We start from the raw sequence: 25,156 nt of genomic DNA on the forward strand, positions 1-25,156 counted from the left end.
TTCACAACCTAGCGAATAATGCGTTCGGCCAATGCGCCTAAATCGGTGACCGTCATATCGGGCTCAATGCCCCAGGGGTCAAACGGCGCATCCGAATTACGCCGTATCCAGGCGCTGCGCAAGCCTGCATGAGTGGCGCCAATCACATCAAAGGGATTGCTGGAAATTAGCCAGGTGTGTTCTGGGCGGGTTTCCAGGCGGCTACGCAGATGGGAATACACGGCGGGGTCTGGCTTGAAGCGCTTTACTTCATCCGCGCTAATGACGTCATCCATATGGCTCTCAACGCCCGCACGCGTCAGTAGCGTTGAGACGGTATCGGCAGTGCCATTTGAAAACGCCACACAGCGGATACCCGCATCGCGCAATTGATCCAAGGCGGGCACGACATCGTCAAACGCAGGTAGCTCACCATACACCGCCATCAAGTGATCGTGATCGTTATCGGAAAGGCCGGTTTGTAGTGCCCGGTCGATAAAGACCAGCGCTTCGCGGGTACATTCAGAAAAGGGCACATAGGCGCCCATCAGGCCGTGGCGGAAGCTGTATTCAAGCTGTTTCTCGCGCCAGCGGCGGGCAAATTCGCCTGCTTTGGAAGCATCGGCCAAGCGTCGTTCCAGCTCAACGGTCACTCCCTGGGTATCAATCAGCGTGCCATAAACATCGAAGGCTAATACCGGCTGCATCGTGGGCCTCTCTTTTACTATCAATTGGCTAACAACTGTATTCAGCATAGTCGTGGCTTACAAAAACAAAAGCGCCGCTGCACAGACAGCGGCGCTCAACAGGCTAAGTCAGGTGATTAAACCGTAAAGGCAGCCTCCTGCTGGCCGGTTTTAAGATCACCGGAGCGCACTAGTTCATCAGTCACGCGGTCAATGGCGCGTTTGGCGCGGCCAATCATTTCGTCCACTTCACCGCGGTTAATGGTCAGCGGTGGTGCAAAGCCGAGAATGTCGCCTTGGGGCATGGCGCGGGCAATCAGGTTCTCTTCCATCGCGGCTGCCGCAACACGCGGGCCGACTTTCAGCGCTGGGTCGAAGTGCAGGCGCTGCTTGGCGTCTGGCGAGAACTCCAGCGCCGCCATCAGGCCTACACCGCGCACGTCGCCCAATAGCGGATGACCTTCAAAGTTAGCTTTTAGCTGCTGCTGGAAGTAAGCACCGGTTTCTGACGCGTTACCCACCAGGTTTTCACGCTCGATGATATCCAGGTTAGCGAGCCCTGCCGCACAGCCCAGCGCGTGGCCCGAGTAAGTCCAGCCGTGGCCGATGGGGCCGTATTCGCCGGTGCCTTGCTCAAGCACTTGCCAGACTTTCTCACCAACGATAACGCCGGAAAGTGGTTGGTAGGCGCTGGTGAGGCCTTTGGCGATGGTGACCAGGTCAGGCTTCATGTTGTAGTGGTGGCTGCCGAAATCAGAACCGGTACGGCCAAAACCGCACACCACTTCATCAGCGATCAGCAGCACGTCGTACTTGTCCAGTACCGCCTGAATCGCTTCCCAGTAACCTTCCGGCGGCGGCACGATACCACCCGTACCCAGCACGGGCTCGCCGATAAAGGCGGCGACGGTATCCGGGCCTTCTTCCAAAATCATCGCTTCGAGTTTCTCGGCGCAATAGGCAGAGAACTCAAGCTCAGTCATGCCATGCTGCTCAGCGGCGCGCAGGTAATAGTGCGGCGCTTCGGTATGGCGAATGGTGTCAATCGGCAGATCAAAGTGGTCGTGGAATGCTTTCAGACCGGTCAGTGAGCCAGAGGCGATGCCGGAACCGTGGTAACCACGCATGCGCGAGATGACCTTTTTCTTCTGCGGGCGGCCCAGCACGTTATTGTAGTAGCGCACGATCTTGAGCTGGGTTTCGTTGGCGTCTGAGCCGGACATACCGTAGTAGACCTTGGACATGTTCATGCCCGCGATCTTCAGAATCCGCTCGGAAAGCTCGATCTGCGGCTCGTTAGAGTGACCCACATAGGTATGGTAGTAAGAGAGTTCGAGCGCCTGCTTATAGATCGCCTCAGCCACCTCGGTGCGACCGTAGCCGATGTTGACACAGTAAAGCCCGGCAAAGCCGTCGATAAATTCACGGCCATCCTTGTCCACAATGTTGATGCCTTTACCGCCGGTAATCACGCGGCCCGGCAGGTCGCCGTGGGCGAAATCGCGCAGGTGGGTAGAAGCGTGAAAAGTGACTTTGCGGTCACGTTCGATCAGATCCTGATGCAAGCTCATAGCGTTCTCTCTTATCTATAAAGGACGTATCGCCCGACAAGTCTGGCGCCTACAAAACCGGCTCTGGATGGCCGCTGTAGGCACCTAATTGTTTGAGCGATTAACGTTTTAATTCTGCTTATCGCCAAGTACTCCGGGCGATAACGTTGATGTTAGCTACCAGAAACTGATCCCAGCGCGCCCAGGCAGTAATACTTCGTTTCCAGGTATTCATCGATACCCGTGGCGCCACCTTCACGGCCAAGGCCTGACTGCTTCACACCGCCGAAAGGTACCGGTGGACCAGTCATTTTGACGGAGTTAACGCTGACCATGCCGTATTCCAGCGCGCGCATCAGCTTCCAGATACGGCGGATATCGTGGGTGTAGATATACGCGGCCAGGCCGTACTCGGTGTCGTTGGCCATTTCGATCACTTCGTCGTCGGTGCTATAGGCGGTGATACCGGCTACCGGGGCAAAGTTCTCTTCCCGCCATACTTTCATTTTGGGCGTTACGCCGGTCAGCATCACCGGCATAAAGAAGTTCTCACCCGGCGCTTGGCTTTGGTCACCGCCAATCATCTTGGCGCCTTTGGAAATAGCGTCATCGACAATCGCTGCCGCTTTTTCTACCGCCTGACGGTGAATCAGCGGGCCCAGGTCAATTTCACCCTGCAGGCCATTGCCTACCGTTAGGGCCGCCATGCGCTCGGCGAACTGCTCAACGAATTCATCATGAATGGATTCGTGTACCAAAATGCGGTTGGCGGCTAGGCAGTCCTGCCCGGCGGTTTGGAACTTGGCATCGACCGCCGCGTAGGCGGCCTGTTTAGGATCCATATCCGGCCCGACGATAAACGGCGCGTTGCCGCCCAGCTCCAGAGAGAGTCGCTTGACGGTGTTGGCGCTCTGTTCGATCAGCAAACGGCCCACGCGGGTGGAACCGGTGAAAGAGAGCGCACGAATACGCGACTCGCTGCAAAGGATTTTCGAAACTTCCGCCGGGTCGCCCAGCACGACGTTGAAAATCCCTGCCGGGATCCCCGCCCGCTCGGCAAGCTCCGCCAGCGCCAGCGCCGAGAACGGCGTTTCGTTGGCAGGCTTCACAATCACCGGGCAACCCGCTGCCAGTGCTGCGGCGGCCTTGCGGGTGATCATCGCCAGCGGGAAGTTCCACGGCGTAATCATCGCGGCAATGCCGACCGGCTCTTTAATGGTGCCGAGTGACGCATTCGGGATATGACTGGGAATAGTTTCGCCGTAGGTACGCTTGCCCTCTTCCGCGAACCAGCGCACGAAGCTGGCACCGTACTCGACTTCGCCACGAGCATCAGGCAGTGGCTTGCCCTGCTCCAGCGTCATGATGGTAGCGAGGTCTTCACGGTTGGCTTGAATCAGGTCGTACCAGGCCAGCAAACGCTCGCAACGTTCATCGGCGCGCAGTGCCCGCCAGTGTACAAACGCCGCTTCTGCAGCATCCACAGCGGCAGTGATCTGCTCGGCTTCCAACAGCGGAATATGGCCAATGGCTTCATTGGTGGCAGGGTCATACACCGCTTCTTCGCGACCGCCTTCGCCGTGAGTCCATTTACCGTTCACGTAGGCGTACTGCCGGAACAGACGCGGATCTTCCAGACGCTTGGCAAGCGTGGTCGATAGTGTGGTCATGGAAACCTCCCTCAAATGCAGTCTGGCTAACCGAGCGCTGCAATAACTGTGTGGCATTGTCAGCAAACGCTCATTAGCCTTGCCGTCGAATGCACATAGGTTAACGGAGAGGCGCCACGAAGTGTTTTTGAAAACCGAGGCTTATCACGCGACTTTTTTTGTCAGCGGACGTTTGGCAGTGGATTTTTTTTGTTGTTCTGGCAATAGCTTTGGTGAGCTAGCCAGAATGCTGAACGAAGTGATTTAAAACACATCGTCGGTATCGATGCCGATAGGAACCCGCTTAACGGTTTTGGTCACGATATAGGTGAAGTAGCGCTCGATACCGGCTTCGGACACCAGCCACTTATCCATCAGGCGCTGGTAGCTATCAATGGTACGCGCTTCAAACTTCACCAAATAATCCACGCCGCCCCCCACTGCCACGCACTCGGTGACTTCGGGGGTTTGCATTACCAACGCTTCGAAACGAGAGAAGCTTTCGGCATTGTGCTGTTTGAGTTCAATCTGCACCCAAACAGGGTTGCGTGGCACCAGCACGTCCGCATTGATACGGGCGGTGTAGCCTTCGATAACACCGGCCTTTTCCAGGCGCTTTACCCTCTCCCAGCAGGGGCTGACCGAGAGGTTGATCGCCTCGGCCAGCTTCGATTTAGTGATCCGCCCATCGCGGGAGAGGATATCGAGGATTTTTAGATCGTAGCGGTCCAGTTTCATCATGCCGGGGGCTACGCCTCCAGGCGTTCAACAACATCGGCGATCACCGCTAGGGTGTCCCCCATATTGATCAGCGAGGGTGCACGGCGGGCCATCAAAATGCCATCGCGCTCGGCTTTGTAGGCCACTGGTGCAGTGCCGCTGCGAGTCATGTCATACACATAGGCAATCGTCTGGCCTTTTTTCACCTCGTCGCCCAGCGCCACCAGCAGCTCCAACACGCCGGAGTGCTGGCTCTGCACGTAGCAGCTGGCATCTGGCATATCGAGATATATCTGTCCGCCAGCGGGCATTTCGACTTCGCCCTTGACTAGCCCGTAGTGAATCAGGAAATTGCGCACGCCGCGTTCGGCAATGGCGATACTTAAGGGCGTCGACGTGCCGCCGCCGCCAAGCTCTGTGGCCACAAACACTTTACCCTGGCGCTCGCAGGCGGTATCGAAGAGTTTTTCCGCATCCAGCTCAAACATCACCATGGCGTAGGGGGCGCCGAACGCCTTGGCGCCTTCCAGAGCGGACTGCTGCTGCGCTTTGTTATCCAGTACGTGAGACGCACCAAACGGCAGAATATCCAGCGTACGGCCGCCAGAGTGCAGATCAAGTACCACATCACTCATCGGCACCAGCACGCGGGTAAAGTAGTCGGCAATTTGCGGCGTCACGCTGCCGTTAGGGTCGCCGGGGAAACTACGGTTGAGGTTGCCCTGATCCATCGGCGAGGTGCGCTTGCCTGCCATGACCGCCGGCGTGTTCATACACGGCACGATAATCACGCGGCCAGTGACCTCTTCCGCTTTCAACGTCGATGAGAGCTTCAGCAGTGAGGTGATGCCTTCGTACTCATCGCCGTGGTTGCCGCCGGTCAGAAGCGCCGTGGGGCCGTCGCCGTTCTTGACTACGGTCACCGGAATCATCACCGCGCCCCAGGCAGATTCGTCAGTAGAGATGGGCAGTTTTAAAAAGCCGTGCTGCACGCCATCGGCATCAAAATCAACGGTGGCGGAAATGGGGCTTGGCCGCAATTGGTTCGCTTGATCGGTCATTGGATATTCCTTTTTTTACAAACCACTACTTAACAAACAGCTGGCGCGGAAAATTGGCCAGGGTTTCGCAGCCGTCTTCGGTAATCAAGATGCTTTCGGTAATTTCCAAGCCCCAGTTTTCTTCCCAGAGCCCCGGCATAAAGTGGAACGTCATGCCCGGTTCCAGAATAGTGTCATCCGAAGGGCGCAGACTCATGGTGCGCTCGCCCCAGTCTGGGGGGTAAGAAAGCCCGATGGAATAGCCGCAGCGGGCGCCGCCACGGTCAAAGCCATATTTATCCATCGCGGCACCCAGCGCCATGGCGATATCGGCAGTGCGATTACCGGGCTTAGCGACCGCTAAGCCATTTTCAATGCCTTCCAACAGGGCCGATTCCGCGCGGATAAAATCGACCGGAGGCGTACCCAAATACACCGTGCGCGACATCGGCGCATGGTAGCGCTTAAACACCCCGGCAATTTCAAAGAAAGTGCCTTCGCCTTTGCGAAACGGCGTGTCATCCCAGGTCAGGTGCGGTGCGGCAGCATCTTTACCGGTGGGCAGCATCGGCACAATAGCGGGATAGTCGCCGCCAAATACTTTGCCATTCTCATCCACAAAACCTTCGATGCCAACGCGGTAAATCTCTGACACCAACTTGCTCTTTGGCAAGCCTGGCTCAATTACTTCCAGAATACGCGTATGCATGCCTTCCACTATCTTGGCGGCAATGCGCATATAGGCCACTTCTTGCGGCGATTTGATCGCCCGGCACCAGTTCACCAGGGCGTTGGCATCCATAAAACGCGCATGGGGCAGCTCGCGCAGAAGGCTTAGATAGGCCTTGGCGGAAAAGTAGTAGTTATCCATCTCCATACCCACGACACCTAAATGCCAGCCGCGATCGGGCATGATCGACTGCGCCAGATACTCCATTGGGTGCATATCCGGATTTTGCACATAGTAATCCGGGTAGTAGGTAATGTTATCGGGATCAATCCAGCAGGTGCGCAGAGCACCGTTGGCATCCATGCGCCGCCCGAACCATACCGGCTCGCCTTCGAGGCCCACCAGGACACACTGATGCACATAAAACGACCAACCGTCGTAACCGGTTAGCCAAGCCATATTGGAAGGGTCACTGACGATTAATACGTCAATGCCACGACTGGCCATTTCAGCACGCACTTTCCACAGGCGGTTAGCATACTCTTCGCGCGTGAAAGGTAGGGAAACCTGAGTCATCGGGCAACTCGCCATTAAGGATCACCAAGAACCAACGTGCTGCCTACTGTACTGTTAGGCACACAACGCTGGGCCACAGGATCGACCTGGCCACCACCGATCAGGCGTCGGGGTTGCATCTGCTGCGGTTGCAGCAGGCCCGCCAATGTCGTCTTAAGGCGATACTAGCACCGACCCTTGGTTAGCGGTCAAAGGCTTTATGACAAAAAGTGTATAGAGCATCATTATTTAGGCTGAGCGAGCTTGCAACAGCCCCCATCGCTCACCATGATAACGGCAGTGAAGGCACTTTTAACAAGAGGAGACGAGATGAAAATTATTGTCCATATTGACGAAGCTACACAATGGCAGGAGGCGCTTTCACAGGCACTGCCCCAGGCAACCGTGCTAACTAGCGAAGCACCCGCGGAAGAACGCCAACAGGCTGACTACCTCGCCATTTGGAAAGCGCCTGCCCATTTACTGCAAGAGCAGACTCAGCTAAAAGGCATCATTAACTTAGGCGCTGGGGTGGATTACCTCCTGAAAACGCCAGGGCTGCCTAGCGATGTACCGATTGTAAAGTTACGCGATGCCGGCATGGGCGAGTTAATGGCCGATTACGCCCTGTATGGCGTACTGCATTTTTACCGCAGCATGGACCGTTACCGGGAACAACAGCAAAACGCCACCTGGCAACCACAGGCCGTGGTAGAGAAATCTCAGTGGTCGGTGGGTGTACTAGGCCTGGGGGCTATTGGTGGTTTTGTGGCCAGCGCTTTACAGCAAGCTGGTTTTCAGGTGCTGGGCTGGAGCCGCTCGCCCAAACAGATTAGCGGCGTACACTGTTTTCACGGCGATGGCGGGTTAACCGAACTGTTAGGCCAAGTGCAAAGCTTAATCACTATTTTGCCTGACACAGAAGCGACCAAACACATTCTCAACGCCGAGCGGCTGGCCCAATTACCCAAAGGCGCCAGCGTGATCAACCCAGGCCGGGGTAGCTTGATTGATGAACAGGCATTGCTGGACGCGCTGGGCAACGCTGAACAGCCGGGCCATTTGCGAGGGGCACTCCTGGATGTCTTTCAGGAAGAGCCGCTGCCAACAAACAGTCCGCTATGGCAGCATCCCAATGTGATCGTAACGCCGCATATGGCAGCCCCTACGCCGCTGAATGATGCCATCGACCAAGTAATTTCCTACTTACATGCCTTTGAATCGGGTGAAAAACTATCCACCGTCAATCCGGACGCAGGCTACTGACGACCTCCTCCACCGCGGTTATACTAGCGCGCTGGGAACCAAGCGCTGGCTAAAGGCTCTTAGGATGACACTATTTTTGGAGGAACGGCCTTGGCCAATGTTTTCGCACGAAAACCTAACCGCACGCTTGCGGGGATAGGGTTGAGTCTTGCCGCCTTCTGGTTAAGCGGCATGACGTTAGCAGCAGATACACTCAAAGACCCACGCCCCTTTGAGGCCCAATACCGACTTGAAGTGCGCGGCTGGCCAGGGGCCACCATCACCCACCGGCTCACTAACGAAGGTAACCACTGGTTAAGCGACATGCGTTTTTCCATTACCGTGGCACGCGGCCAGGAATTCAGCCGTTTTGCTGTCAACGGCGATGAGACCCAGGCACTGCTTTTTAATAGCAGCTACTCAGTGTTAGGCATCGGTGATAGCTACAAATTGAACGAGAACGATATTCCCAGCCTAGATCGGCAAACGGCGCTGTTTGATTTATCGCGCCGGGCGGGGCACGAAAACTGCACTGAAAGTTCCCCCTGCGAGATTGAGTTCGTCGATCAAAAAGGCCGGGACGAACACTTCCAATACTATGTTAATGACACGGTTAACAACACGAATGCCAACGCACCTGAAACCATTCACGTGCCTGCCGGTGAGTTTGAAGCGCTGCAGGTGTCGTTGATTGATATTGAGAAGCCTGATCGCCTGCTACAACTCCACTTTCATCCCGACTGGCCCGGCTTGATTCTGTCTGCGGTGTACCAAAAAGAGGGCAACCGCGAAACGCAGCTGACGTTAACCAACTTCAACCCAGACGGGGGCATGACGCCCTAAATGTTTTCAGGCTTATTGATTGTTTTGTTACCACTGGTTCTTGGCTACTTGGTACCGGTGCATTCCACCCGCATTCAGCAGTTAATAAACCGAGCCGTTAGCGGCTCGGTTTATTTGATTTTACTGTTTATGGGCATCAGTTTGGCGGGGCTAGAAAACCTGGCCAGCCAATTTTCACGCTTAGGTGGCAACGCCCTACTGCTATTTAGCATTACCACCGCCTTTAACTTAGCAGCTCTTTGGTGGTTATCATGCCGTTTGCCCCTTAAGACAGGCAACTCGCCGGTGGTAAAGAATGCACCTACCAGTAAATTGGCCGCCATGCAGGGCTCACTGTTGCTCGTTACTGTGGTGGCAGGCGGCGTTATCGCTGGCCTGTTGTTAGGGCCTCTTGTAGGCGAAGGGCTTTTCAGCACCGCCGATTTACTCGCCGAATGGGTGCTTTACCTACTATTGGCACTGATTGGCTGCCAACTGCGCAATTCAGGCATGTCTCTTAGACAAATCCTGCTTAACCGTATGGGGCTGGCAATTGCAGTTACTCTAGCAATCAGCTCATTACTGGCAGGCCTGGTTGCCGCCCCGCTGCTTTCACTTAGCTGGAACGAAGGATTGGCGATGGCATCAGGCTTCGGCTGGTATTCGCTGTCCGCTATCTTGATTGGTGATCAGCTAGGCCCGCTGATGGGTGGCGTGGCGTTTTTCAACGACCTCACCCGCGAGCTACTGGCGTTTATCCTGATTCCGTTGGTGATCCATCGCCATACCGCACTGGCGATTGGCTACGGCGGGGCGACCTCCATGGATTTCACCTTGCCCGTCATTCAGCAACATGGCGGCGTGGCCTGCGTCCCTATCGCCGTGGTCAGCGGGTTTATTCTTTCACTGCTATCCCCCCCGCTGATCCTGTTTTTTCTTTCGCTATCGGCTTAAATGCTGAGAGGCCATGCTTTTTTTCGCAATGGCCCTCGCCCCTGCCCTAAGCGATTAATAAGCAAGCCAAAGTTATCATTTACTTTTGTTAAAAAGACAGCCCAGCTCACTAAAGGCAAAGGGGAATTCAATAAATAAAAATAGAAAAAATCTCTTATCTTTTATTAAATTTTAAACACAACCCTTTAAAGCCAAAGCATTTAACGAACTTAACCGCTCTTCCATTGCGCCTCTTTAGCTCTTCCAATACTTATTTAACACGCATATTGATGTAGGTTATGGTCGCCCCCCATTTAGCTAACCTATGATTTCTCAACTATAGTTTTTAAGTAGCGCCTGTTCTTAAGTAGCGACTTCCGATGCAACGCCTAGAGGCATGGTAGCCGAGGGTGAGGAAAGGAAGTCATTAGGGAGTAGTGAACTAGGTAGTCAAATACTAGATACCTAAGGAAGCTCTGAAAAAGTCACTGCCATCAGCGATAATACGGCTATCGTCAACTGCATAGGATTCAGTGCTGCCATGGATCAAATCACCTTCTCAGAAGCCGAGTACCAGAACAAGAAGCGAAAGACCCGCCGCGAACTCTTTCTGGAGCGGATGGACAAGCTGATCCCCTGGACGCAGTTGGAGAAGAAGGTAGCCCGTTATTACCCCAAGGGCGAGAGCGGGCGGCCTCCGTATCAACTGTCTGCCATGCTCCGCGTCCATTGCATGCAATTGTTTTACAACCTGAGCGATCCGGCCATGGAAGACGCCCTCTACGAGATCGAGTCCATGCGCCAATTCGCCGGTTTGAAACTGGACCGATTGCCGGACGAAACCACGATTCTCAAGTTTCGCCATTTTCTGGAACGCCACGGCCTTGGCAAGGTGCTGTTCCAGGAAGTGAACAACCACCTGGAGAAAAATGGCCTGATGCTGCGCGAAGGGAGCATTGTCGATGCCACTATCATTTCTGCGCCTAGTTCCACCAAAAACAAAAAAGGCGAGCGCGATCCGCAAATGCACCAAACTAAAAAAGGTAGCTCTTGGCACTTTGGCATGAAAATGCACATAGGTGTCGACGATAAGCTTGGGTTGATTCACAGCATTGAGACCACGGCTGCCAATGTCCATGACATTGTGCCTGCCGATAAGCTCCTTCACGGTGAAGAGCAACGCGTCTTCGGTGATGCCGGTTACCTTGGTATTCAAAAACGAGACGAGCACAAGCACCGCAACGATGTCTCTTGGTATATTGCCAAACGGCCTGGCACCCGCAAGCAGCTAGATGCCAGGCGACAGAAAGTCGAAAAAATCAAAGCCAGTATCCGTGCCAAGGTGGAGCACCCCTTTCGGTACATCAAACAAGTTTTTGGTTATGGCAAGGCTCGCTATCGTGGACTGGCCAAAAACACTCAGCGCCTGCACTTGCTGGCGGCGTTCAGCAACCTGCTGATCAGTGAGAAATACCTATGGGAATAGGGCGATTGCGCCCGTTTTCCGCTCAATGAGCGGGAAACGGGCAAAAATACACAAAGAACGGGAGAAGAATGTCTGAATTTTCGATTTTTTCTCGGCTCAAGTGAGCGGTGATGAATATCGGCAGTTATTCAGACCTTCCCTAAATATTAAATACCTAAATACTGTCTGACTTAAGGCGATCTAGTTAAAAGCTATCAGTTAAACAGTATTGACCATGGTAATCCAGGGAGGTAGAGCATGGGCGATGTGGCTTTGAGTGAGGTTGCTAACGTTAAAAGCATGTCGGACGAGAGCATGGTAGAAAATGACGAAAAAGAGGGGCCTAGACTGAAGGATGCTCCTTTCACCGATAACCAAGTAATCCCCCGGCACCATTTAAATCAAACTGTTACCGATCGCCGTTACGACATTATTGATCGACGCCATAACGATAAACTCGACTCTCCACAACGCATTCTATTTGTTACCACTGAAATTACCGATTTTGTTAAGGTCGGCGGTCTGGGCGACGTCTCTTCAGCGCTTCCCCGCGCACTGGCAGCGCATCACGATGTACGGGTATTAATCCCCGCTTATCGGGAAATGGTTCAGTCCGATTATGACATCGTGACGGTTGGCCATTTGCCCGCTTTTGCGGGATTGCCAGCCTGTGATATTGGCCAGCTAACCTGCCGCGATGGGCTGATCGTTTACGTGCTGCTCTGCCCAGAGCTTTATGAGCGTGAAGGCACTCCCTATGGCACCGGCTCAAGCGGTTATGGCGATGGTCAGGATATAGGCTGGAACGATAACGATATTCGCTTTGCTAGGCTGTCACGGGCGGCGGCTGATATCGCCCTGGGCAAAGCGAATTTGGATTGGCAGCCCCAACTACTACATCTCAATGACTGGGCGTGCGGATTGGCGCCCGCCTACGTGCATTGGCAAGGGCACTCAATTCCAACCATTTTCACCATCCACAACTTGGCTTACCAAGGCGTATTTGATGCCTCGCGCCTAGCGTTACTTGGCATTCCCTACGACGCATTTAACATTCATGGCGTCGAATATTATGGCGACCTTTCCTTCATGAAAGCGGGAATTGTCTATGCCTCGCAAGTAACCACCGTCAGCGCCACCTACGCCCAAGAGATCACCACCCCTAAATTCGGATGTGGGCTGGACGGGCTGCTTCGCTGCAAAGCCGAACAGGGTCGCTTGAGCGGTATTCCCAATGGTATTGACGACTCCTGGGACCCACGTACCGATAGCCATTTGATTCAGGCTTTCTCTTCTAATGATTGGCGCGGCAAACGGGCCAATGCGGATTATGTGCGCCGCCATTTTGGACTCACCCCCAGCCAGGGCCCGTTATTTGCCGTGATCTCACGCATGGTGCATCAGAAAGGGCTTGATCTGACCATCGAGGCCGCGAAGGCCATTGTCCATGCGGGCGGCCAAATCGTTTTTATGGGCTGCGGAGAACATCACGTCGAGGAAGCCCTGCGTAAGCTGGCCATTCGTTTTCCTGGTGCCATTACAGCCTATATCGGTTTCGATGAGTATCAGGCTCGCTGCCTTTTCGCGGGGAGTGATTTCCTGCTAATGCCTTCACGCTTCGAGCCCTGCGGGCTGAGCCAGATGTATGCCCAGCGTTTTGGGTCACTGCCGATCGCTCACCGCACTGGCGGCCTGGCCGATACCATCGAAGACGGCGTGACCGGTTTTCTGTTCGATGACATGCAGTTCGGCAGCTATATGCATGCCATTCAGCGTGCCTTCGCAGTCTACAAGTCGACCGACCTGTTCAATGCCATGCGGGGGGCGGCGATGACAGGACGCTACCACTGGAAACAGTCAATTGTTCCCTATAGCAAGCTGTACCTGCAGGCCCTTGAACAGGCAGGTAACGAGGCGGCACTGGCCCAATGATGGAGGTGACAAGCGATGTTTGAAAGGCCTCAGCTCCAGACCACCAGATTGAAGAAAAACAAGCTACATACGAGCCGTTTTCACCCCACCTTTGGCGCTCAGGTTTTGGGCGAGGGACGGACTCGTTTTGTGCTGTGGGCGCAGGGCGCTCACCGGGTCGATGTAGAGGTCGAGGGCCTGCCCAGTGTCACCATGGATCAGGCCGATGACGGCCGCGTAACGGCCGAAGTGGCCTGTGAGCACGGTGCTCGCTACCGCTACCGAGTGTTCGATAAGGACGACGAGCAGGGCAGCCTAGTGCCCGACCCCGCCGCCCGTGCTCAGGCCGGTGATATCGACGGCCCCAGTGTGGTGATCGACCCCAATAACTACCAGTGGAAAAACGCCGATTGGCAGGGGCGCCCGTGGCACGAAACCGTGCTTTACGAACTGCATGTCGGCACCCTGGGTGGCTTTAAAGGCGTGCGCCAACACCTGCCCTACCTGGCCGAACTAGGGGTCAATGCCATTGAGTTGATGCCGGTCTCGGAATTTCCCGGTGCGCGTAACTGGGGCTACGACGGCGTACTGCCCTACGCGGTGGAAGCCTCCTACGGCAGCCCTGATGACATGAAAGCACTGATCGACGAGGCTCACTCCTACGGCCTGATGGTGTTTCTTGATGTGGTCTACAACCACTTCGGCCCCGACGGTAACTATTTGGCCAACTACGCTGGCGCCTTCTTCCGTGAGGATTTGGTCACACCCTGGGGGCCTTCCATCGACTTCCGCCAACCGATGGTACGTCGTTACTTCATCGATAACGCCTTGATGTGGTTGGAGGAGTATCACCTGGATGGCTTGCGTTTCGATGCTGTCCACGCCATTAGCGAGCAGGACTTCCTGGTCGAGTTGGCCGGCACAATACGCACCCAAATGGCTCCCGAGCGGCATATTCATCTGGTGCTAGAGAACGAAGGCAATACCGCCAGCCTGCTCAACCAACAGCAGTTTACCGCTCAATGGAATGACGACTGGCACAACGTGATGCATGTCTTGCTGACCGGCGAGCAGGAAGGCTATTACAGCGATTTTGTCGATAACGCTACGCCTAGGCTGGCCCGCTGCCTCAGTGAAGGCTTTATATTTCAGGGCCATACATCGCGTCATGGACATTCCCGCGGAGAGCCCAGCGCCCATCTGCCGCCAACAGCCTTCGTCGCGTTTCTCCAGAACCATGATCAGACCGGTAACCGCGCCCTTGGCGAACGATTGAGCATGCTCGCCGATGCCGATTCACTGGCAGCCGCTGAGGTTTTACTGCTGCTGTCACCCATGATTCCACTACTGTTCATGGGCGAAGAGTGGGGTTCCACCCGACCCTTTCTATTCTTCACTGAACATAATGAGGAGCTCGCCCAAGCGGTTCGCGAAGGGCGGCGGGCAGAGTTTGCCGACTTTAGCGCTTTTTTTGACGAGAAGAGCCGCGAACGCATACCCGACCCTAATGCGCTGACCACCTTCGAAGCCTCCATCCCCGACTTCGCCGCGAGGGAAACATCTCCCTTTGCCGCCTGTTTGCACCGCTATCGCACGCTATTAGCGCTGCGTCACCAGCATATTGTGCCGCGCCTGCCTGGCGCAGAAGCACTGGGGGCAAAAGTGCTCGGCGACAAGGCCGTACTGGCCCGCTGGCGAATGAGTGACGACACCCAACTGGTAATAGCACTCAATCTTGGGCAGCAGGCGGCAGCCACGCCGGGGTTGGGAGTAGGTCAACTGCTTTATGAAACTACCGAAGGCGCCGCAAAGGCCACCGAGAGCGGCCGGATGCCACCCCGTGCCGCGGCTGCCTGGTTGCGCCACACCCCCGGTGACGAGGAGGTCAGTGCATGAAAGCGTCGTTGAGGGAACTCGCCGAAGCGGCCGGTTTACTACTTGAGTGGGAAAATAGCGACGGCGAGCACTGCCAATTGTCTGAGCAGGCTCAGCGTAACCTACTGGAAGCACTCGGCTATTCAACGTCGAGTAAGTCTGCCATGAAGGAAGGCTTGCAACGCCTGAAACGCCTGCATGCGCCGCGAAGCCCTGCAGAATGGCCACCGCTGCTTACCGCCGACTGTGACACGCCGATACCGCTGCCCTCGCCGTTGCCTCCCGGCACCGCGTTTACATTGCAGCTTGAGCAAGGCGGTTCTAAACAAGGTTACCTTGACGATGGCGGTGCGGTGCCCAGCATTACCGAGATCGGCTATCACCAGTTGCAGGTAGCCGATACCGAACTGACCCTGGCCGTTGCGCCACACCAGTGTTATTCACTGAGTGACGCCAGCGGTGAGATTACACCACGACTATGGGGCTTGGCAGCGCAGCTTTACGCACTGCGGCGTCCCGGGGACGGCGGCATCGGCGACACCTTGGCACTGGAACAGTGCGTTTTGCATGCCGCCGAGCAAGGCGCGGATGCCCTGGCAATTAGCCCGACCCATGCCATGTTTAGCGCCGACCCTGAGCGCTACAGCCCCTACTCCCCCTCCACCCGCCTACTCTATAACGTGCTTTACAGCGCTGCAGAAACCCTGCTGGGCGACGCCAGTGTTTATGACGCCCAGGCACGTAATGGGCTGCATGCTGAGCTGCGCCGCCTGGAAGCCGATGACTACCTCGATTGGCCCGAGGCAGCACGCGCCAAGCTCTCCTGGCTGCGTTATCTCTACGATGACTTCATGGCGCGTGAAGATGATGAAGCCCAAACCCTCCACCGGGAAATGCAGGCATTTCGCCGTGCGGGTGGCGCCTTGCTGGAAGATCATTGCCGCTTCGAAGCCCTGCAAAGAGAACTCGGCCCCGGCGACTGGCGAGAGTGGCCCGAAGAACTACGCGACCCAGCCAGCCCTAAGCTTGCTCACTTCGCCGAAACCCGTGCCGATGAAATCGGTTTTCATGCTTTCTTGCAGTGGATAACCGCCGATGGACTGTCCCGTGCTCAGCGAGTCGCCCGTGAGAGCGGTATGGCGATTGGCTTGATCGCAGATCTGGCGGTGGGGGCGGATGCCGGTGGCAGCCAAACCTGGAGCCGCCCAACGGATATGCTGGAAGGCGTCTCAATTGGCGCCCCACCCGACCTGTTTAATGCCCATGGTCAAAACTGGGGCCTCGCCGCCTTTTCGCCCGACGGTCTGAAGCGTTCAGGCTTTCGAAGTTTCATTGACATGCTGCGCAGTGCCTTTGCCCATGCTGGCGGGGTGCGCATCGATCATATCCTCGGCTTGTTGCGACTATGGCTCATTCCCCGTGGCGCACCGCCCACTGAAGGCGGTTATCTCCGCTACCCGCTAGACGACATGCTCCGCCTGGTGGCGCTGGAGTCGTGGCGACACCGCGGCATCGTGATTGGTGAAGACCTGGGCACCGTCGCCCCCGGCTTTCGCGAACGCCTTACCGCCCGCGGCATATTGGGCATGCAGGTGCTGTGGTTCGAGCAGGACGAGGCGCATCACTACCTTACCGCCAGCGATTGGAACCCCAATGCCATGGCCACCTCTTCAACCCATGACCTGCCCACCGTAGCGGGCTGGTGGGCGGGGCGCGATATTGAATGGCGCAGCCGCTTGGGGCTGCTCAAGGAAACGCAAAGTGCTGAAAGCGAACGGCTAGCCAGGCGCAAGGAGCGTGCCAAACTCGCCGCGACGCTGGGCTTACTGGGTGTAAAGCCAACGACCGAGACGCTAGAAGCGGCCGATATACCCGCCTCGCAGGTACTTGATGCGTGTGCGCGTCACTTAGCCGCCACGCCCGCGCCGTTACTCTTGCTCCCGGTTGAAGACGCCTTAGGGCTTGAGGAGCAAGCCAACTTACCGAACACGGTGGATGAGCACCCTAATTGGCGTCGGCGCTGGGCATCCGATGCCAATGATTTACTGACATCGGATGAGGTTCGTCAACGGCTCGCGGCGCTGACGCGTGCACGTAAAGACTCCTCCTCTGGCAAACCATCACGATCCGCCCTATCTGGGAAATCGACTCATGAATGAAATCCTCGCGACTGTGCGGTTGCAGTTTCACCGCGACTTTACCTTAGAGGATGCCGAACACTGGGTAGACTATTACGCCAGCCTGGGTATTAGTCATATCTATGCCTCACCTCTACAGGCATCACGTGCCGGTTCGCCCCATGGTTACGATGGCATCGACCCAACACGCATCGACCCTGAGTTAGGCGGCGAGGCGGCGCTGGAGCGCTTAGTGTCGCGGCTTCGCTCGCGCGGCATGGGGCTAATCCTGGATATTGTCCCCAACCACCTAGCGGTGGGGGGCTCCCAAAACCGCTGGTGGCAGGATGTGCTGACCTGGGGGAAAGATAGCCCCTATGCCGACTTCTTCGATATTGACTGGCACGCTGCTGATATTAATAACGCCGCCCCCTCGCTTGCCGGAAAGCTGCTTGTGCCGTTCTTGGGTGATCCTTATGCCGAAACCCTGCATTCGGGTGAATTAGAACTGAGCTACGACGCCGATACGGCGGGCTTCCATGTGGATTATCACGAGCACCGTTTTCCCATCGACCCTCGTCATTACGGCGACATACTACGCTTTGCTGAGCACAACGTGCTGCACGAACAGGCGGCTTTTTTCGATGCCCTGCAGCAACGCGAAGACGCCTATACCGCCGCTGACGAGGCGCGTTATCAACTAAGCAAGGTGATGGAATCCCCCGCTGCCCGGCAGTCGCTCGACGCTGTTCTGCCCCTGTTCGACGGTGCAAATCCCAACGGCGCCATTCGCCTGCATAACTTACTTGAACGCCAGCATTACCGCCTGGCGTGGTGGCGCACCGCTTCTGATGAGATCAACTGGCGGCGTTTCTTCGATGTCACCGAACTGGGTGGACTACGCGTTGAAGTGCCGGAAGTGTTCGAAGCCGTTCATGCCCTGCCGTTACGTTTGGTCGAAGCGGGCTGGGTCGATGGCTTACGGGTCGACCACGTTGATGGGCTTGCCGACCCACGCGGTTATTGCCTAAAGCTTCGCCAGCGCCTGGATGCCTTGCAAGCCAAGCGACCAGCCGATGTGCCTCCCCACGTCGCTCTCTATGTAGAAAAGATTTTGGGTGATGGCGAAACACTACATGACGACTGGGGCGTGGACGGCACCAGCGGTTATGAGTTTATGAACGAGGTCTCAGGCATACAGCACAACCCGGCCAGTGCCGCACCATTGCGAACGCTTTGGCAGGAAATCAGTGGCCGAGACGTTGATTTTTTAGCTGAGGTACGGCTGGCCAGGCGCGAGATACTGACCTCACTACTGGCCAGCGAATTCAATGCCTGTGCCAACGCCCTGCATGCCGTTGCTCGCACCCAGCTGGCCAGCCGTGATATTACCCTGGCGGCCATCAGCCGGGCGCTGGAAGCATTAATCGTTCACTTCCCCATCTATCGCAGCTATGCCGACGAAGCCGGGCGCCCCGAAGCCGATGCCCCCTTCTTCACTCAGGCGATGCGAGGGGCTCGGCAAGCGCTAAATCCACCCGACGCTGCCGTTCTTGAAACCATGGAGCGCTGGCTGGGGGGAGAAGCTCCCCAAGACATCGCTAATGCTGAAGAGCGCCGACTGCGTCAGCGCGCCATAGTGCGTTTCCAGCAGCTCACCTCGCCGGTGGCGGCCAAGGCAGTGGAAGATACCGCGGGATATCGCAGCGCCGTGTTGATCTCGCGAAACGATGTGGGCTTCGATGGCGAGCACTTCAGCCATTCGCCCAGGCACTTTCATGAGGCGAATGCCCGGCGTGCCCGCCAATTCCCTCGCACCATGGTGACCACCGCCACCCACGACCACAAGCGTGGCGAAGATGTTCGCGCTCGATTAGCAGCACTCAGTGAACACGCCACTCACTTTGCGACACACATTGAGCATTGGCGGCGGTTAGCCGCCCCGCTGCGCCGATCGTTGCCCAACGGGGTTGCTCCCTCACCGGGCGATGAACTGATTCTCTATCAGGTTCTTCTAGGGGCTTGGGCGCCAACGCTTGACCCGCTGGACAACGACGAGATGCAAACGTTTACCCAGCGGCTCGCTCAGTGGCAGCAAAAAGCCCTGCGCGAAGCCAAGTTACGCAGCCATTGGCTATGGCCAGATGATACTTATGAGTCCGCTTCTCAAGCGTTCCTTGAAGACTTACTGACCACACCGCCCTTGCGCGATTCCATTGCAGCGGCGGCACGCACTATCGATCTACCAGGCGCCCTCAATGGCCTCGTACAGACGGTACTGCGCTTGACCGTACCCGGCGTGCCTGATCTTTACCAAGGTGGCGAATTCTGGGATTACAGCTTGGTCGATCCTGATAACCGCCGCCCCGTCGACCATGCCGCGCGTCAAGCAGCGCTTGAAGCGGCCCTCACGCCTACAGAGGCACTATTAACGTGGCGGGATGGACGAATAAAGCAAGCGCTCATCGCCCGGTTACTGGCGCTGCGCCATCGTCATCCACGGCTATTTACCCACGGTGATTATCATCCTATCTCGGCAACCGGTGAGCATGCCGACCACGTGGTGGCATTTACCCGGCGTTACGCTGGCTACCGATTGTTGGTGGTAGTACCGCGGCTGACAACTGCCCTGCTAGGCAACGCCGAGCTACCGCATATTCCCCCGTCACACTGGGGAGATACTTTGCTACAGCCAGATGCTGGTGTTTGGCAGGGGGTGTTGACCGCGTCTTCGCTGGAGATAGGCGACCACGGACTTCCTATTGCCTCCTTGCTGGCGGAACTACCCGTCGGTGTCTACCTGCGCGATGACGACACGGAGAGCAGTGGCGCTTGGGTTACTTCTTAATGACTTCAACACCCTGTCACATCGTAAACGAGCGTCGAAAACGAATTGTGAAATAGGACATAGGATGAGCTGACATGACTGACGAAGAACGCGTACGTCAACTGGCCTACAGCATCTGGGAAGCTGAAGGACGACCCGAAGGCCAACAGCAACGCCATTGGGACAGAGCGTTAAAGATCGTTGCCACTGAGCAAGCAGCCGGTAACGACGCCGATTTGGAAGAAGTCGGTGAGCCTCTGGACGAAACACCTATCTTGGAGGAGGACTTGCCGCTAGAGGATGACGAGGTGGGCATCCAGGAGAACCGTTTACCGCTGGAAGACCCCGACGGCGACCCCGCCTTTGATGAAGCTCCCTTTCGCGACGACACCGTAGTCGGGCAGGACCTGCCGGTGCAGGATCGTGGCCATCCGCCCCAGGCACCCACCGATCCCGACGCTACAGCGAGTTTGATGGAGCCACTGCCTGAGGACTCCGCCACGGTGGCGCGTACCCGCCGCCCGCGGCGTAGCAGCGACCCGCTGGCCGCTAGTAAAGAGACGAACACAGCTAAGACAGCCAACACACCTAAAAAAGCGGGTAAGGCGGCAACGGCTAAAAAGACAGATGCCAAGACAGCGAAAAAAGCGACGCCAAAGGCGAAGAAAACCAACACGCCTAAGACAAGCGACCCCGAGAGTTAAAAGTACTAGTTAAAAGCTGTTATTAACAATGTCGTTAAAAACGCTCGTTAAAAAACAGACGTTAAAACGTTAGCTAACTCCCAAGTGCCCGAATGGCCCAAGGATGAATGCAATGAATACAAGCCACGCCTCGCGGGACAGCGATAAGTCCGTTGCCGCCGACGAAACCCCAAGCGTTATGCGGCACGCACGTGTTCACGAAGGGTCATCGTTTCCTTTAGGAGCGACCTGGGATGGCCTAGGCGTTAATTTCGCGTTGTTCTCCGCGAATGCCACCCGAGTTGAACTATGCCTGTTTGATGAAACCGGCGAACAGGAAGTGGCGCGTGTTGAGCTGCCCGAATACACCGACGAAGTTTGGCATGGCTACTTACCCGACGCCCGCCCCGGCCAGCTTTACGGTTACCGTGTGCATGGGCCTTACGCACCCGAGGAAGGCCACCGCTTCAACCCCAATAAACTGCTACTCGACCCTTACGCCAAGCAGATTGTGGGTGACCTGCAATGGGATGAAGCGCTGTTTGGTTACACCATTGGCCATCCCGATGGTGATCTAAGTTTCGATGAGCGGGACAGTGCAGCATTTATGCCCCGCTGCCGCGTGATCGACCCGGCCTTCACCTGGGGGCGCTCACGAGGCGTGCAGCTGCCTTGGGATCACACCATTGTTTATGAGACCCATGTGCGTGGCTACACCATGCGTCATCCGTCGGTGCCGGAAGCGCTGCGCGGTACCTTTGCCGGGCTGATGGTCAACGATGTGGTTGACTACATCCGCTCGCTTGGCGTGTCGTCGGTTGAGTTACTGCCGATCCACGCCTTCGTTGATGATCAGCGTCTGTTAGAGCAAGGGCTGCGCAATTACTGGGGCTACAACACGCTCGGTTTTTTCGCCCCCCATTCGCGCTATATCTCTGGCGACAGCATTAATGAATTTAAGGAATTGGTGGCGCGCTATCATGCCGCCGATCTCGAGGTCATTCTCGACGTGGTTTACAACCACACCGCCGAGGGCAACGAACTAGGCCCCACCCTTTCCCTTAAGGGGATCGACAACGCTTCTTACTACCGGCTGATGCCCGACGAACTGCGCTACTACATCGACGATACCGGCACGGGTAACACCCTTAACCTGAGCCATCAGCGTGTGTTGCAAATGGTCACTGACTCGCTGCGCTACTGGGCCACCGAGATGCGCGTTGATGGTTTCCGCTTTGACTTGGCGACCATTCTTGGCCGCGAACCCCACGGCTTCGATGAGGGCGGCGGTTTTCTCGACTCTTGCCGACAGGATCCCGTTCTAAGCCAGGTCAAGCTAATTGCCGAACCCTGGGACTGCGGCCCCGGCGGCTACCAAGTCGGTGGCTTTCCGCCGGGCTGGGCGGAGTGGAATGACCGCTACCGGGATACGGTGCGCGCTTTCTGGCGCGGCGATGAAGGGCAGTTACCGGAGCTTGCTACCCGGCTAATGGCGTCGGCGGATTTCTTCAAGCGGCGAGGCCGGCGGCCTTTCGCCTCGGTCAACTTCGTGACGGCCCACGATGGCTATACCCTTTTTGATCTGGTGGCCTACAACGATAAGCATAACGAGGCGAACGGCGAGGATAACAAGGATGGCCATGGTCACAATTTATCGTGGAACCATGGCGTGGAGGGCCCTACTGACGATGAGGATATCCAGTCATTACGGCTGCGTCAGATCCGTAACTTCATCGCCACCACGCTGTTCTCACAAGGCACGCCGATGCTGCTGGCGGGCGATGAACTATTGCGCACCCAGCAAGGCAACAATAACGCCTACTGCCAGGATAACGAGATCAGTTGGGTGGATTGGAACTTAGACGGTGACGCCCACGCCATGATCGAGTACCTGCGACGGGTGATCGCACTGCGGTTGCGCTACCCCATCCTGCGTCGAGGTCGCTTCCTTTCCGGTGAGTACAACGAGGAAATGGGGCTCAAGGAAGTGGCATGGCTGGCCCCGGATGGTGCCGAAATGGATGTTGAGCGCTGGGAAGATACCGAGGCGCGCACACTCGGCCTATTACTCGATGGTCGCGCCCAGCCTTCCGGTATACGCCGTGCGGGGGCCGATGTCACCTTGCTGCTAATTTTCAATGCGCACCATGAGGCCGTCGCTTTTCAACTACCGGCCGCACCGAGTGGTAGCGGATGGTTATGCCGCCTCGACACCAGCCAAACCATTGAGGAAGCCCCCTTCCAGCGCGCCTTTGGAGAGGAACACAGGATGGAAGGTCGTTCACTGGCCCTGCTAGAGCTAGTACAGCACGGCGAAGGCGCCGTTACCTAGATATAAGGCGGCGCGGATACCTTCGCTGTCGTTTTCGCGCTGCAAGGAGAAGCATGCGATGAGTTCACCTGTCTATCCCACGTCCGGGGCTCTCCCGGCACAGAGTCAACACCAGGACCATGGCCTAGCGGCCACCCATGCCCCGCGCATTGCCATTGAAGCCGTCACCCCTTCCCTGGATCAAGGGCGCTTTGCGACCAAGTCCATCGTTAACGAAACGGTAGTGGTGAAAGCCACCATCTTCGCGGACGGTCACGATGTGCTGGCAGCGGCTATCTGCTGGCATGACGATGAGGGGCAGCAACAGCGCGCGCCCATGAGCCAGATCGAGCCCCTCGGCCTGGATGTATGGGAAGGGAGTTTCACGCCTCTCCGGGTGGGCCGCCATGGTTTTATTATTGAAGCCTGGTGGGATGTGTATGCCACTTATCACTACGAACTCGCCAAGAAACACCAGGCGGGGGTTCCCATCGGGCTCGAACTGGAAGAAGGCAGACAACTGGTGGAACAAGCCGCCGAGCGTAGCGAGGGAGCGCTGTATAAATCACTGGCTGACCTCCTTGAGCAATTCCGGCTGGCGCAGAATGATGCTGACCGCGTCGCGCTGCTATTAGATGATATAACCACTAGATTGATGCACGAAGCGGATACTCGTCCGCACATAACCAGAAGCGACGCCCTCTATCCGCTCGAAGTCGAACGGCTTAAAGCGCGTTTTGCCAGCTGGTACGAACTGTTCCCCCGCTCGGAAACCGACGATCCCAATCGCCACGGCACGTTCAAGGATGTGCACAGGCGGCTACCGTTAATCCGCGACATGGGCTTTGACGTGCTCTATTTCCCGCCTATCCATCCTGTCGGTCGGGCGTATCGCAAAGGGCCTAACAATAGCCTTGAAGCCGGGCCGAACGACCCAGGCAGCCCTTACGCCATTGGCAGCGAAGAAGGCGGACATGACGCCATCCATCCTGAGCTTGGCACCCGCGAAGACTTCCGCGAGCTGGTCCGTGTCGCGGCCGACCACGGCCTTGAGATAGCGCTCGATTTTGCCATTCAGTGTTCACCGGATCACCCCTGGCTCAAGGAGCACCCCGGCTGGTTCTCCTGGCGGCCCGACGGCTCGATTCGCTATGCCGAGAATCCGCCCAAAAAATATCAGGATATTGTCAACGTCGATTTCTACGCCGAAGAGGCGATTCCCTCGCTGTGGCTTGAACTGCGCAATGTGGTTCAAGGCTGGGTCGATGAAGGGGTAAAGATATTTCGGGTTGATAACCCACACACCAAGCCGCTGCCCTTTTGGGAATGGTTAATTGCCGATCTTCGCCAACGTGACCCCGATGTGATTTTCCTGGCCGAAGCGTTTACCCGCCCGGCCATGATGCTGCGCCTGGGCAAGCTGGGTTTCACACAGAGCTATACCTATTTTACTTGGCGCCATACCAAGGCGGAGCTAACCGAATACTTCACGCAACTCAATGAATCGCCCCTGCGTGACGGCTATCGGCCCAACTTTTTCGTTAACACACCGGATATCAATCCCTATTTTCTGCAATCGTCTGGGCGGGCGGGATTCCTGATTCGCGCGGCGCTGGCCACCATGGGATCAGGATTGTGGGGCATGTACTCCGGCTTTGAACTCTGCGAAGGCGCACCGGTACCCGACAAGGAGGAATACCTCGATTCAGAGAAGTACCAGATTCGCCTGCGCGACTATAGCGCCCCCGGCAACATCATCTATGAGATCGCCCAACTCAACCGCATCCGTCGCGAGAATTCGGCGCTGCATAGCCATCTTGGGCTGACCTTCCATGCGGTACACAACGACCGTTTATTGCTCTTCGCCAAGCGCACCGAACTAAGCGACGAGGCCATCTTGGTCGCCGTCAACCTTGACCCGTTTGAGCCTCAGGAGGGCGCCTTTGAGTTGCCCATGGCGCTATTCGAAGTTCCCGATGAGGCGGCACTGCATGTGGAGGACCTCATGAGTGGCCGTCAATGGACTTGGCATGGCAAATGGCAATCGATGCGCTTAGACCCCAGCGTTATGCCGTTCGCCATTTGGCGACTTCGCCCGGTTCACTAGCTTCCGGTTTA

General features: G+C 56.5%; 17 protein-coding genes. 11 read left to right on the plus strand and 6 right to left on the minus strand.

The window, feature by feature from the left end:
• Positions 1 to 8 precede the first annotated feature (8 nt).
• The 6 genes from ACXUPB_RS15990 to doeA all read right to left on the minus strand — a co-directional run bounded on the left by ACXUPB_RS15990 (position 9) and on the right by doeA (position 6,870).
• Positions 9 to 686, minus strand: coding sequence for a haloacid dehalogenase type II (locus tag ACXUPB_RS15990; protein ID WP_179916614.1), 678 nt, complete (start codon positions 684 to 686; stop codon positions 9 to 11).
• Positions 687 to 802: 116 nt separating this feature from the next.
• Entirely contained in the window at positions 803 to 2,236 is a 1,434-nt protein-coding gene (locus ACXUPB_RS15995; protein WP_179916613.1) for an aspartate aminotransferase family protein, read from the minus strand.
• Between the two features lie 152 nt (positions 2,237 to 2,388).
• A complete protein-coding gene (locus tag ACXUPB_RS16000; protein WP_335596366.1) occupies positions 2,389 to 3,885 on the minus strand; it encodes an NAD-dependent succinate-semialdehyde dehydrogenase in 1,497 nt (498 codons plus the stop codon).
• Between the two features lie 243 nt (positions 3,886 to 4,128).
• The gene (locus ACXUPB_RS16005; RefSeq protein ID WP_035559069.1) at positions 4,129 to 4,605 is read right to left on the minus strand and encodes an Lrp/AsnC family transcriptional regulator; all 477 of its coding nucleotides are present in this window, start codon (positions 4,603 to 4,605) and stop codon (positions 4,129 to 4,131) included.
• A gap of 8 nt (positions 4,606 to 4,613) precedes the next feature.
• On the minus strand, positions 4,614 to 5,645 hold the full coding sequence (gene doeB, locus ACXUPB_RS16010; RefSeq protein ID WP_472953404.1) for a N(2)-acetyl-L-2,4-diaminobutanoate deacetylase DoeB: 1,032 nt from the start codon (positions 5,643 to 5,645) through the stop codon (positions 4,614 to 4,616).
• A gap of 25 nt (positions 5,646 to 5,670) precedes the next feature.
• Complete coding sequence (gene doeA, locus ACXUPB_RS16015) at positions 5,671 to 6,870, minus strand: ectoine hydrolase DoeA (RefSeq protein ID WP_035559075.1); 1,200 nt, start codon at positions 6,868 to 6,870, stop codon at positions 5,671 to 5,673.
• Between the two features lie 309 nt (positions 6,871 to 7,179).
• Here doeA and ACXUPB_RS16020 point away from each other — a divergent pair, with 309 nt between their 5' ends.
• The 11 genes from ACXUPB_RS16020 to ACXUPB_RS16070 all read left to right on the plus strand — a co-directional run bounded on the left by ACXUPB_RS16020 (position 7,180) and on the right by ACXUPB_RS16070 (position 25,145).
• The gene (locus ACXUPB_RS16020) at positions 7,180 to 8,115 is read left to right on the plus strand and encodes a 2-hydroxyacid dehydrogenase (RefSeq protein ID WP_335596364.1); all 936 of its coding nucleotides are present in this window, start codon (positions 7,180 to 7,182) and stop codon (positions 8,113 to 8,115) included.
• 90 nt (positions 8,116 to 8,205) lie between these two features.
• Positions 8,206 to 8,937, plus strand: coding sequence for a hypothetical protein (locus ACXUPB_RS16025; RefSeq protein ID WP_335596363.1), 732 nt, complete (start codon positions 8,206 to 8,208; stop codon positions 8,935 to 8,937).
• Positions 8,938 to 9,870 carry a LysO family transporter gene (locus ACXUPB_RS16030; RefSeq protein WP_472953407.1) on the plus strand — a complete coding sequence of 311 codons (933 nt, stop codon included), beginning with the start codon at positions 8,938 to 8,940 and terminating at the stop codon, positions 9,868 to 9,870.
• Between the two features lie 520 nt (positions 9,871 to 10,390).
• Positions 10,391 to 11,335: an IS5 family transposase gene (locus ACXUPB_RS16035; protein WP_101147219.1), complete on the plus strand. Its 945-nt coding sequence runs from the start codon at positions 10,391 to 10,393 to the stop codon at positions 11,333 to 11,335.
• 237 nt (positions 11,336 to 11,572) lie between these two features.
• A complete protein-coding gene (gene glgA, locus ACXUPB_RS16040; RefSeq protein ID WP_035562465.1) occupies positions 11,573 to 13,246 on the plus strand; it encodes a glycogen synthase GlgA in 1,674 nt (557 codons plus the stop codon).
• Positions 13,247 to 13,261: 15 nt separating this feature from the next.
• Complete coding sequence (gene treZ / locus ACXUPB_RS16045) at positions 13,262 to 15,121, plus strand: malto-oligosyltrehalose trehalohydrolase (protein WP_035562461.1); 1,860 nt, start codon at positions 13,262 to 13,264, stop codon at positions 15,119 to 15,121.
• The gene (gene malQ / locus ACXUPB_RS16050; RefSeq protein WP_472953409.1) at positions 15,118 to 17,259 is read left to right on the plus strand and encodes a 4-alpha-glucanotransferase; all 2,142 of its coding nucleotides are present in this window, start codon (positions 15,118 to 15,120) and stop codon (positions 17,257 to 17,259) included. The genes treZ and malQ overlap by 4 nt, the downstream gene beginning before the upstream one ends.
• Entirely contained in the window at positions 17,252 to 20,065 is a 2,814-nt protein-coding gene (gene treY, locus ACXUPB_RS16055; RefSeq protein WP_472953411.1) for a malto-oligosyltrehalose synthase, read from the plus strand. The genes malQ and treY overlap by 8 nt, the downstream gene beginning before the upstream one ends.
• Positions 20,066 to 20,139: 74 nt before the next feature.
• Positions 20,140 to 20,748, plus strand: coding sequence for a DUF2934 domain-containing protein (locus tag ACXUPB_RS16060; RefSeq protein WP_179916606.1), 609 nt, complete (start codon positions 20,140 to 20,142; stop codon positions 20,746 to 20,748).
• A 112-nt stretch (positions 20,749 to 20,860) separates the two neighbouring features.
• Positions 20,861 to 23,059: a glycogen debranching protein GlgX gene (gene glgX / locus ACXUPB_RS16065; protein ID WP_082072553.1), complete on the plus strand. Its 2,199-nt coding sequence runs from the start codon at positions 20,861 to 20,863 to the stop codon at positions 23,057 to 23,059.
• A gap of 58 nt (positions 23,060 to 23,117) precedes the next feature.
• Positions 23,118 to 25,145, plus strand: a complete 2,028-nt coding sequence (locus ACXUPB_RS16070) for an alpha-1,4-glucan--maltose-1-phosphate maltosyltransferase (RefSeq protein ID WP_035562448.1) — start codon at positions 23,118 to 23,120, stop codon at positions 25,143 to 25,145.
• Positions 25,146 to 25,156: the final 11 nt, after the last annotated feature.

It is taken from the genome of Vreelandella sp. DA03-1M, assembly GCF_055725665.1.

Bases quoted from the DNA above. Each gene is read 5' to 3' on its own strand.
- ACXUPB_RS15990 (WP_179916614.1), bottom strand. From the start codon at position 686: ATGCAGCCGGTATTAGCCTTCGATGTTTATGGCACGCTGATTGATACC.
- treZ (WP_035562461.1), top strand. From the start codon at position 13,262: ATGTTTGAAAGGCCTCAGCTCCAGACCACCAGATTGAAGAAAAACAAG.
- malQ (WP_472953409.1), top strand. From the start codon at position 15,118: ATGAAAGCGTCGTTGAGGGAACTCGCCGAAGCGGCCGGTTTACTACTT.
- ACXUPB_RS16030 (WP_472953407.1), top strand. From the start codon at position 8,938: ATGTTTTCAGGCTTATTGATTGTTTTGTTACCACTGGTTCTTGGCTAC.
- treY (WP_472953411.1), top strand. From the start codon at position 17,252: ATGAATGAAATCCTCGCGACTGTGCGGTTGCAGTTTCACCGCGACTTT.
- ACXUPB_RS15995 (WP_179916613.1), bottom strand. From the start codon at position 2,236: ATGAGCTTGCATCAGGATCTGATCGAACGTGACCGCAAAGTCACTTTT.
- ACXUPB_RS16035 (WP_101147219.1), top strand. From the start codon at position 10,391: ATGGATCAAATCACCTTCTCAGAAGCCGAGTACCAGAACAAGAAGCGA.
- ACXUPB_RS16000 (WP_335596366.1), bottom strand. From the start codon at position 3,885: ATGACCACACTATCGACCACGCTTGCCAAGCGTCTGGAAGATCCGCGT.
- ACXUPB_RS16060 (WP_179916606.1), top strand. From the start codon at position 20,140: ATGACTGACGAAGAACGCGTACGTCAACTGGCCTACAGCATCTGGGAA.
- ACXUPB_RS16020 (WP_335596364.1), top strand. From the start codon at position 7,180: ATGAAAATTATTGTCCATATTGACGAAGCTACACAATGGCAGGAGGCG.
- ACXUPB_RS16005 (WP_035559069.1), bottom strand. From the start codon at position 4,605: ATGATGAAACTGGACCGCTACGATCTAAAAATCCTCGATATCCTCTCC.
- doeB (WP_472953404.1), bottom strand. From the start codon at position 5,645: ATGACCGATCAAGCGAACCAATTGCGGCCAAGCCCCATTTCCGCCACC.
- glgA (WP_035562465.1), top strand. From the start codon at position 11,573: ATGGGCGATGTGGCTTTGAGTGAGGTTGCTAACGTTAAAAGCATGTCG.
- glgX (WP_082072553.1), top strand. From the start codon at position 20,861: ATGAATACAAGCCACGCCTCGCGGGACAGCGATAAGTCCGTTGCCGCC.
- ACXUPB_RS16070 (WP_035562448.1), top strand. From the start codon at position 23,118: ATGAGTTCACCTGTCTATCCCACGTCCGGGGCTCTCCCGGCACAGAGT.
- doeA (WP_035559075.1), bottom strand. From the start codon at position 6,870: ATGACTCAGGTTTCCCTACCTTTCACGCGCGAAGAGTATGCTAACCGC.